Below are 7,781 nucleotides of genomic sequence, written 5' to 3' on the forward strand. Positions count from 1 at the left end.
CCTGCGAACATTCGCCCATAGCGAATTGAGCAGGCCGGGGGGAGCCGCAAAAATTTTGCCGCCCCAGCGAGCAAAAAGGCACGCCCACGTGCCGTTTTTTGTGGGGGGCTTGCCCCGCACACCGTCGCAGCCAGGTAATATAACCCGCCCCAGCGGGGGATATTACCGATTAGGCGCGACCAACCCCTTTAAAGCAGCGTTCCGATTTTTTCGAGCTTGCGAGGAAAAAATAGGCTAAACGCAGCGTCTTAAAGGGGTTGGTCGCGCGTAGCGCAAGACGGTGTGCCGCCTTTGACCTTGGGGGTTTTGGCTCGGCGTCCAGCCGGGACATTACCCCCATGTGTCATGCAGTGAGGGCGTCCAGCCCGAACGTAATGGCACACGCCGTTGCCCGTGATTCGGGCGTTTTGCCTGTTCATCGGAGCATATTATGGGAGCATCGCATGGGAGCGTGGTTACGCTCCTATAAGCTGCTCCCATCTTTTGCGCCCAACACGTCAGTTTTCGTATGGAGAAAATAGATATGGGTTCCCACCTGATGCAAAGGCTGAATGCCTTTGCCGATGCATTTTCCTTTTTTCTTTTATGGCTGCAAAACAGCCCTGTAATATTATCCCTGCTCGCAGGTCTTACATTACCTTTTATATTCCACCTTCCCCGCGAGGAAAGACAGAACGCCCCGTTCTGGTTAAAGTCGGTGGCGTGTGTGTCAATTTTCTTTTTTATATTCGGCACCATATCACCGCTAACTATTCAGGGGTTGAGCTACTTTTTTAAGTCACTCGACAACAACATACTGTTTAGAGTTCCGCTATGGATCATGACCATAATATTTACGGTGGCAGGATTAATATTTCATATTGCAGCCCGACGACTTTTAGCAGGAGAAATTGACAATCTAAAACATCGAATAATTAAGAAAAGCAAGCTGGAGAGAAATACCAGAACGGATGTACGCAAAGTAAAAGAGCTATTACCCGACAGCATAGAATACAATCCACTCGATTACATTGATTTAAAGAAAGGTGTTTTTATTGGCTTAAACAAAGATGACCAACCGCAATACATAACCATAAAAGAATTTAAAACCCAACACGCAGCAATTATCGGTACAACAGGTTCCGGGAAAGGCGTAACTGCGACCGTTCTACTTTATCAGGCTATTCTTTTAGGTGAGGCTGTTTTTGTAGAAGATCCAAAAGATGATGAATGGGCACCACACGTACTTAGGGAAGCATGTAAAAAAGCAGGCAAGAAATTCACACTCATAAATTTAAACAAGCTAAATTTCCAGCTTGATTTACTGGCTGATATCTCTCATGAACAACTGGAGGAATTATTTAACGCTGGCTTTAGCCTGGCTAAGAAAGGGGAGGCTTCAGATTTTTATCGTATATCTGACCGTCGCGCAGCCAGAAATACATCTGCAATTTATGAAAAAGGAATGACGCTTCGTGATTTATTTAACACTGACTTTGTTCAGTCATTACGTGAAGATGTTCCCGCATTTTGTGGTGAGCTGGAAGAAATTGCTTTAGTTAACTCAATCAATGCCACCAAAGGATTTTCTTTAAAAGAGGTTTTTGATGAAGGTGGTTGTTGCTACATTATTGGTTCAACGCGCAATCAAAAGATAATTTCCGCACAAAGAATGATTCTGACTCGGTTGATACAAATAGCAGAGACCAGGGACAGAATAAACAGCACCCCGCGTACCGTTGCTATTTTCCTCGACGAGTTGAAATATCATCTTTCTCGCCCTGCTCTTGAAGGACTTGGAACGGCACGAGATAAAGGCGTGCATATATTCATGGCTTTTCAGGCGATAGACGATCTGCGTGACTGCCCGTCTGATTTAAATGGCGATTCAGTTATTGGCGCTATCATTGAAAACGCCAAATTCAAATTAATTTACAAAATCCAAAACCCCGAAACAGCAGAGTGGGCGGCAAAAATGACAGGCTCTATCCTGGTCGATGATGAAATGAGGAAAGTACGGACTGATTTGTCATTAACGGAAAAAGTGGATACAGACCGAATGATAAGACAGGCAGAAAGTTACTACGTTGACAGTAATATGTTTTTAAATCTCCCTGAAAAAGTTGGTTTTGTATTTACGTCAACCGAACTACCAAGAGCTACAAAGATGTTTCAGGTTCAGGTCAAAAAAGAAAACATCGAACTTCTTTCATTTGAGTATAAACAAGCCACACCGGAAAAAAATGAAAGCCAGGAACATAAGCCATCAATCAATCTGTGAGGGCTGAAATGCTTATTCATAACGTTGCAGAAAGGAAAGAAGCCGCAAACAGAAAAATGCTTGCATTGCTGACATTCCTTAAAGAAGAAACATACTCCGATTTTAAAACGCTGAAAAAAGTTGTTGGGTTCAAGGGTAAAAGTCACCGTCCAACGTATGCGCTACTGAATAAGGCGGTTGCATTGGGGTTTCTGATAAAACATGAATACCCGGTAATAGCCGGAAAAAAATCACTATGGGGGATCACCATGCAAGGACTGGCGATGGTGGTTAAACCCGATGATAAAGTATTCCCCGGTTATTTTGAGCCGGGGAAACTCAAATACTGGACACTGGAACACCGGCTCCTGAATCATCGGGTCAGAATTGCACTGGAAGAGAAAGGCGGGCAAGGCTGGCTTAATGGTGATCGGGGGGAGTTTATTGCGCGTTATCCTGGCGTTCGCCATCGTCCTGACGGGATTATCACGTTAGATAGCGGCGCAATCGTCGCCGTCGAAACTGAGCGCTCAATGAAAACCCGCGCACGCTATATCAACATCATTAACAGCCATCTGGCGGCCAGCGATGCCGGACGCTGGCACTACGCGATGTATGTCATGCCGGATGACAAAACCAAAACATCGTTAATCCGGCTGTTTGACTCCATCAAAACGGTAATGAGGAACAACGTTCCGGTGCCGTTCGACGCGAAAAACCACGAAATGTTTCTTTTCCGCACCATTGATGAACTGGAGCAAGCAGCCGCCAGCGGCGGCCAGTGATTATTTATATAAATCTATTTTTATAAGGTGTGACAAATGAAATGCCGATCTCGTTTGCTTGTGTTTCTGCCCCTGCTTTTCCCCGCCCTTTGCCTGGCTGATTTTTCTGGCCGTGTTGTTCGGGTCGTCGATGGTGATACTGTCCAGGTACTCGCCGATGGCAAAATGATGAAAGTTCGCCTTAGCGGTATCGATGCCCCGGAATCGGGGCAACCGTTCGGCCAGCGCTCGAAGCAAAACTTGTTAAAGCTGGCCGTCCAGAAACAGACGGAGGTCATAGCCAACAATACAGATCGTTATGGCCGCTGGCTGGGAACATTGATGATTGACGGTATCGATATCAACGCAGAGCAGGTTAAAGCGGGTATGGCGTGGGCTTATCGATATCATGGCCGTGCCAGTGACGAAACAATGCTACGCCTTGAAGAAGAAGCCAGACGGCATAAAATCGGGCTGTGGTCGTCATCTGATCCAGTGGAGCCGTGGAAGTGGCGCAAACATAATAAATAGGATTATATTTTTATATAATTCTGATATGGTAAGGTTAATTTTTAGACGGACGAGGGACTTATGATATTCGCTAAATTTCAGTCACTGACCCATAAGATAGACACAATGGTTATTCGTGACATTAAACGGGAGATGCCGTTGAAATACTGGTCATTCAAAGTGGCGGAATGGATCGCCAGAGTCGGAGCATTGATCGCTATTGCCCTGGTCGGTTTCCTGGTCAGAGGCGGATTGTACGTCGATCTGGAAAAAAGAATACTGGATAAGTGGCAGAGCTACGTTCAGTGATGGTATCACCCGGCCAGTGGCCGGGATACCGGGTGACTTAATGATGTTTTTTCCAGAATTCCTGGTACGCCTCGAACAGCTCCCCATGTTTCATATCGTTGGCCGCAGCAATGGAGCGGAACTCACGTTTCAGCTCCATATCAATGTATAAGTTAAGCTGTGCCTTACGGCCATCAGCACTTTTCCGGGTAGGATTAAAGCCGTGTTCCGTATCCGCCTGGCTTGGCGGCTCACCTTTAGTATTGCGCGGTTTTGCTGGGACGTTCGCCATAATATCACCTCATAGATAAATATAATTATATTATTATATACTACTGCGTAAGCGTTGTCAGTCGGTCGATCACACCCTGCACAACATCATCAGCTTTCTGCCGTGGGCCAGGGAAAGGCGACTCCGTAAGAGCAAGCCCTTTATCCTGCGCCTGACTGAACGATGTCAGAAAAGGAATAGCGCCCGGAATGACGGGAACGCCGCAGGGTTGCAGGTATTCCAGCGCCGCACGATATTCACTCTCACTTTCACTTACCCCCGCAAACACCACCGCCATTTTATCTGTCGAATGTCCTTTGTTACGCAGCGCGTTTACGGTCGTAACGGTCGTTCGTAGATCGTCCACGCTAAACCCTGTCGGCAGTACCAGCAAATCGACAATATCAATCAGGCTGAGTAACGATTTCGTGGCATACGCCGCACTGTCGATGACAATCAAATCCCATTGCCCGGATTCAATCTGTTTCTTCGCCTGTGAAACCGTCCCGCATCCCTGAATTGTCACCGGAGGTTCAAAACCATTGCGCAACCGACGTTGCCCCCAGTCCAGGAAAGACCCCTGATCGATATCCATATCCAGCCCAAGAACCCCCCATCCCGCCTTTGTATACTCGGTAGCGATAGCCCGTGACATCGAGGACTTTTTCACCCCGCCTTTCCCGTTAGCCAGTGCAATAACAGCGGTCATACAACCCCCTATTAAAATATTTTTATAGAAAAATATAGATTTTGTTTGAGTGTAGCGCAGCAACACAAAAGAGTAAATATAAACCTATAACAATATAATTATAGGTTTATACATTTTTTTTATTCTGCCGCCATAAGCTCACATCGACACTCACCGCAAAGCAATACAGCGGAGGGTTTCGCCCATGCGTTCAGCCCACATTCCGGGCAAGTAAATTTCATGCGGGTGCCAGTACCCTTTACTGGCGGTTTGATCATGACGCTGAGATCGTCATCGTCTGGAATGAGTTCCGGGCGCGATTTGCTGACGGTCAGTGATAGCCGATTGATAAGGTCAGTATCGTTTTCATCGGTGATGGCCAGCCAGTCATCGAGGATATCGCTGTTAATCTTTGAGGTAACAATTGCTCCGTCAGACCAGCGGTCATACCAGGAGATAGAGAAGCCATTTTTAAGCAGGTCATACACGGCTTTCTGAAAGCGCCCACCACGGATAATGTAGTGCGTCATCTGCTGCCCGTTCTTTTTCCCGCCAGGTAAGCCGGTATTTGATGGCATAAGCCCGACTTCCTCCATCTTCGCGCCCCATACACGATCATGATAGCCGCCCCGGCATTTTTTAACCGGGGCGTAATGCTGCCACACATGCACCATTTCATGTACCAGTGTTGACAGGGTATCGGCCAGCGAACGGCCACCGAAGTAATCAGGATTCATCGCCAGCTCCGATACGCTGGATTCCCCTGTGAAGCGTTCAGGCGCGAAATAACCAAAGGTGTTACGACCGCGCTGTAATGTAATCAGCAGATCCGGCAGAGCCTTATCAAAGAGGGAAAGATTGAACCAGTCATAAGCCTGTTGAAGCTCACTGTATGCCTTAATTGCGGGTTTGATATCGGACATAACACTATCTCCATATGAATTGTATTGCACAATACAATTGTAGGGTTTGGCGGCAATCCACACCGTGACCGAAGTCATATTATTATATAATTATATAAAAATAGAAAGTGATATTATCGACGGTTCGTAGGGAAATGCGGGGGAAATGGAAAGATGTTAAATTTGTTAACGCTCTCCGTGTTTTTAACAAAATTTTAACTATAGAATGTCGGCCAGTTTGACCGGAAATCACATAAGCAAATGACGCCTTGAAGCGAGAAAACCGCGCTAATCGCTATTTGTTATATAGAAATCGTGGATTTAACATAAAAGGCATTTGGCGAACCAAATTTTGGGACTGGCCGAAACAAAAAGGCCAGCCCCGAAAGGCTGTTGTTCAGTACAGGGCAATGACAGGTTTTTTGATGCCGCAGGCGTGAGCGTAGCGGGTCAGAGTGTCGATGCTGGCTTTGGTGATGTTGTTTTCCAGGCGGGAAATAACCGGAGGTGTAACCCCCATGCGTTCAGCAACCTGCGCTTTTGTCAGGTTGTCATGTTTACGCCATTCCGCAAGTAGCTCTCTGAGCTTCTCCTTGCGTTCTTCTTCCTGCCATGCAGCGCGATATTCATCGTCCTGCATCCACTCGTTATGCAGTTCTTTATGACTTACCAGTTTCATTAAGTACCTCCGCTAACCGCTTTTTGGCGAGATCGATTTCTTTCGCTGGCGTTTTCTGTGACTTCTTGATGAAAACCCGGAGCATGATGATGGTATTGCCTTTGTGGTATACCCAGATGCCCCTGGCTATGTCCGTCCCCATCGTGCGGATCTCAAAAAGTCCGTCGCCCAGGGGCTTCGTGTCCGGCTCCCGCATTAATCGGGCGTCATACTCCAGTTTGCCGATGAGACGGTCAAACTTCACCCTGATTTTTACGGGTAATGCTGTGGCTTCTTCCCTGGCTTCCGGGTGATAAACGACGCTAAACATATGACCTCCCATTCCCATAAATATTAACCTATAGGCTAATTTCAGGCAAGGTAAAATTAACCTGTAAGCTAATATTGTTGGCAGTTATCGCGGCTACCCGGTCACTACCCTGTTAGCGTGAGTTTTCGTTCATCTGAGCGTCAGACCCCGACTCCTTATCAAAAATTGACCAGGTTTCAGGTTTATCCATCTGGTTTTTAATCAGGAAAAATTCAATTTCTGATCTAATAGCAGGTGTCAGTTCTAGAAAATCAAGCTGTTCAGAAATGTTATATTTCTCTGGTTCGTCATTTAATTCACAGCCTGCGCGATGCATAACTATTGCACTTAAAGTAATCATATAGGGTATTTCATCGTAGAGAAATCCAGGAGATTCGGAGTGTTGCTCTTCGAAAAGCTCCATCAATCTTAGAATTTCATCTTTACACTCACCCTCTTTGGACATTAGTAGGGCTTTCCGTCTGGTTTCCTCTGATTTGAGGGACAGGGCTGCTTTTTCCTTAGCTTGTCGTTTTCGTGGATTCCCAGAGATTTTCGCACCACTTCTCTTCTTTCTACTCACCTTAAAACCTCATTGAAATAATGGCTTATCTATTCAGAAGAAAGTAGCGCAAATATGTCACAGGTTAAAGGGCTAAACCTTTACTTCGGACATGACTGATGCGCGTCAGCGCATGTAAGGCGGCAAGGTGAAATGACACGTAGCACTAAGGGTTATCCGCCGATACCAATGAGGGATCGAAATGGATCGCCTATCCATCCCTTACCCTGCAAAGCCATAACCCACTAAAAGCGGCTCAGGGGCTTTTGTGCGCGGTCGGAGTGGTCACAACAAGGCGAAGCCGCAGTTGGGGCGTATCTCCGCGTAAGCGGGTCGTGAGAGCCGCTTACGAGCGTGTAGCCAAAACGTTCAGCGATATTTGCTGACGCATCCGGCGTGGCCGGATTTGTCCAATCCCTCGAAAGCTAACAGGCGAGCTGTTAGCCCTCTCACGATTCCGTTCTGAATGCCCCGCGCTTTAGCGTGGGGAGCTATTTCTGAGGCGCTTGCGCCGATGCTGTTCGGTTATCCACTTTTTAAAGGGGATAACAGTAATGTTTTTTATTTTTTGGTTTATCTTTTAATACGT

Annotated in this window: 10 protein-coding genes; 4 read left to right on the plus strand and 6 right to left on the minus strand. The window is 46.6% G+C overall.

The features are described 5' to 3' along the window. Positions 1 to 523 precede the first annotated feature (523 nt). The 4 genes from GS12_RS21360 to GS12_RS21375 are packed head-to-tail and all read left to right on the plus strand — an operon-like array spanning position 524 to position 3,822. Positions 524 to 2,260, plus strand: a complete 1,737-nt coding sequence (locus GS12_RS21360; RefSeq protein WP_034950666.1) for a type IV secretory system conjugative DNA transfer family protein — start codon at positions 524 to 526, stop codon at positions 2,258 to 2,260. Positions 2,261 to 2,268: 8 nt separating this feature from the next. Continuing rightward, entirely contained in the window at positions 2,269 to 3,024 is a 756-nt protein-coding gene (gene mobC, locus GS12_RS21365) for a MobC family replication-relaxation protein (protein WP_034950668.1), read from the plus strand. A gap of 36 nt (positions 3,025 to 3,060) precedes the next feature. Continuing rightward, complete coding sequence (locus GS12_RS21370) at positions 3,061 to 3,534, plus strand: thermonuclease family protein (protein ID WP_034950671.1); 474 nt, start codon at positions 3,061 to 3,063, stop codon at positions 3,532 to 3,534. A 60-nt stretch (positions 3,535 to 3,594) separates the two neighbouring features. Beyond that, positions 3,595 to 3,822, plus strand: coding sequence for a hypothetical protein (locus GS12_RS21375; RefSeq protein ID WP_034950674.1), 228 nt, complete (start codon positions 3,595 to 3,597; stop codon positions 3,820 to 3,822). Positions 3,823 to 3,859: 37 nt separating this feature from the next. Here GS12_RS21375 and GS12_RS21380 read toward each other — a convergent pair whose 3' ends face one another. From GS12_RS21380 to GS12_RS21405, 6 genes are all read right to left on the minus strand, one after another. Beyond that, on the minus strand, positions 3,860 to 4,093 hold the full coding sequence (locus GS12_RS21380; protein ID WP_004178129.1) for a hypothetical protein: 234 nt from the start codon (positions 4,091 to 4,093) through the stop codon (positions 3,860 to 3,862). A 40-nt stretch (positions 4,094 to 4,133) separates the two neighbouring features. Continuing rightward, entirely contained in the window at positions 4,134 to 4,781 is a 648-nt protein-coding gene (locus GS12_RS21385; protein WP_004178130.1) for a ParA family protein, read from the minus strand. Between the two features lie 119 nt (positions 4,782 to 4,900). After that, positions 4,901 to 5,683, minus strand: coding sequence for a SprT-like domain-containing protein (locus GS12_RS21390; protein ID WP_034950677.1), 783 nt, complete (start codon positions 5,681 to 5,683; stop codon positions 4,901 to 4,903). A 376-nt stretch (positions 5,684 to 6,059) separates the two neighbouring features. Next, entirely contained in the window at positions 6,060 to 6,341 is a 282-nt protein-coding gene (locus GS12_RS21395) for a helix-turn-helix domain-containing protein (RefSeq protein WP_000780222.1), read from the minus strand. Next, positions 6,322 to 6,651 carry a type II toxin-antitoxin system RelE/ParE family toxin gene (locus GS12_RS21400; protein ID WP_034950682.1) on the minus strand — a complete coding sequence of 110 codons (330 nt, stop codon included), beginning with the start codon at positions 6,649 to 6,651 and terminating at the stop codon, positions 6,322 to 6,324. The genes GS12_RS21395 and GS12_RS21400 overlap by 20 nt, the downstream gene beginning before the upstream one ends. A gap of 112 nt (positions 6,652 to 6,763) precedes the next feature. Then, positions 6,764 to 7,213: a hypothetical protein gene (locus GS12_RS21405; RefSeq protein ID WP_152601465.1), complete on the minus strand. Its 450-nt coding sequence runs from the start codon at positions 7,211 to 7,213 to the stop codon at positions 6,764 to 6,766. Positions 7,214 to 7,781: the final 568 nt, after the last annotated feature.

Origin of the sequence: Erwinia oleae, from assembly GCF_000770305.1 — a bacterium.
In the GTDB taxonomy this organism is placed as follows: Bacteria; Pseudomonadota; Gammaproteobacteria; order Enterobacterales; family Enterobacteriaceae; genus Erwinia; species Erwinia oleae.

Coding starts and splice junctions, on each gene's coding strand:
- GS12_RS21375 (WP_034950674.1), top strand. CDS start 3,595: ATGATATTCGCTAAATTTCAGTCACTGACCCATAAGATAGACACAATG.
- GS12_RS21370 (WP_034950671.1), top strand. CDS start 3,061: ATGAAATGCCGATCTCGTTTGCTTGTGTTTCTGCCCCTGCTTTTCCCC.
- GS12_RS21380 (WP_004178129.1), bottom strand. CDS start 4,093: ATGGCGAACGTCCCAGCAAAACCGCGCAATACTAAAGGTGAGCCGCCA.
- GS12_RS21395 (WP_000780222.1), bottom strand. CDS start 6,341: ATGAAACTGGTAAGTCATAAAGAACTGCATAACGAGTGGATGCAGGAC.
- mobC (WP_034950668.1), top strand. CDS start 2,269: ATGCTTATTCATAACGTTGCAGAAAGGAAAGAAGCCGCAAACAGAAAA.
- GS12_RS21400 (WP_034950682.1), bottom strand. CDS start 6,651: ATGTTTAGCGTCGTTTATCACCCGGAAGCCAGGGAAGAAGCCACAGCA.
- GS12_RS21360 (WP_034950666.1), top strand. CDS start 524: ATGGGTTCCCACCTGATGCAAAGGCTGAATGCCTTTGCCGATGCATTT.
- GS12_RS21390 (WP_034950677.1), bottom strand. CDS start 5,683: ATGTCCGATATCAAACCCGCAATTAAGGCATACAGTGAGCTTCAACAG.
- GS12_RS21385 (WP_004178130.1), bottom strand. CDS start 4,781: ATGACCGCTGTTATTGCACTGGCTAACGGGAAAGGCGGGGTGAAAAAG.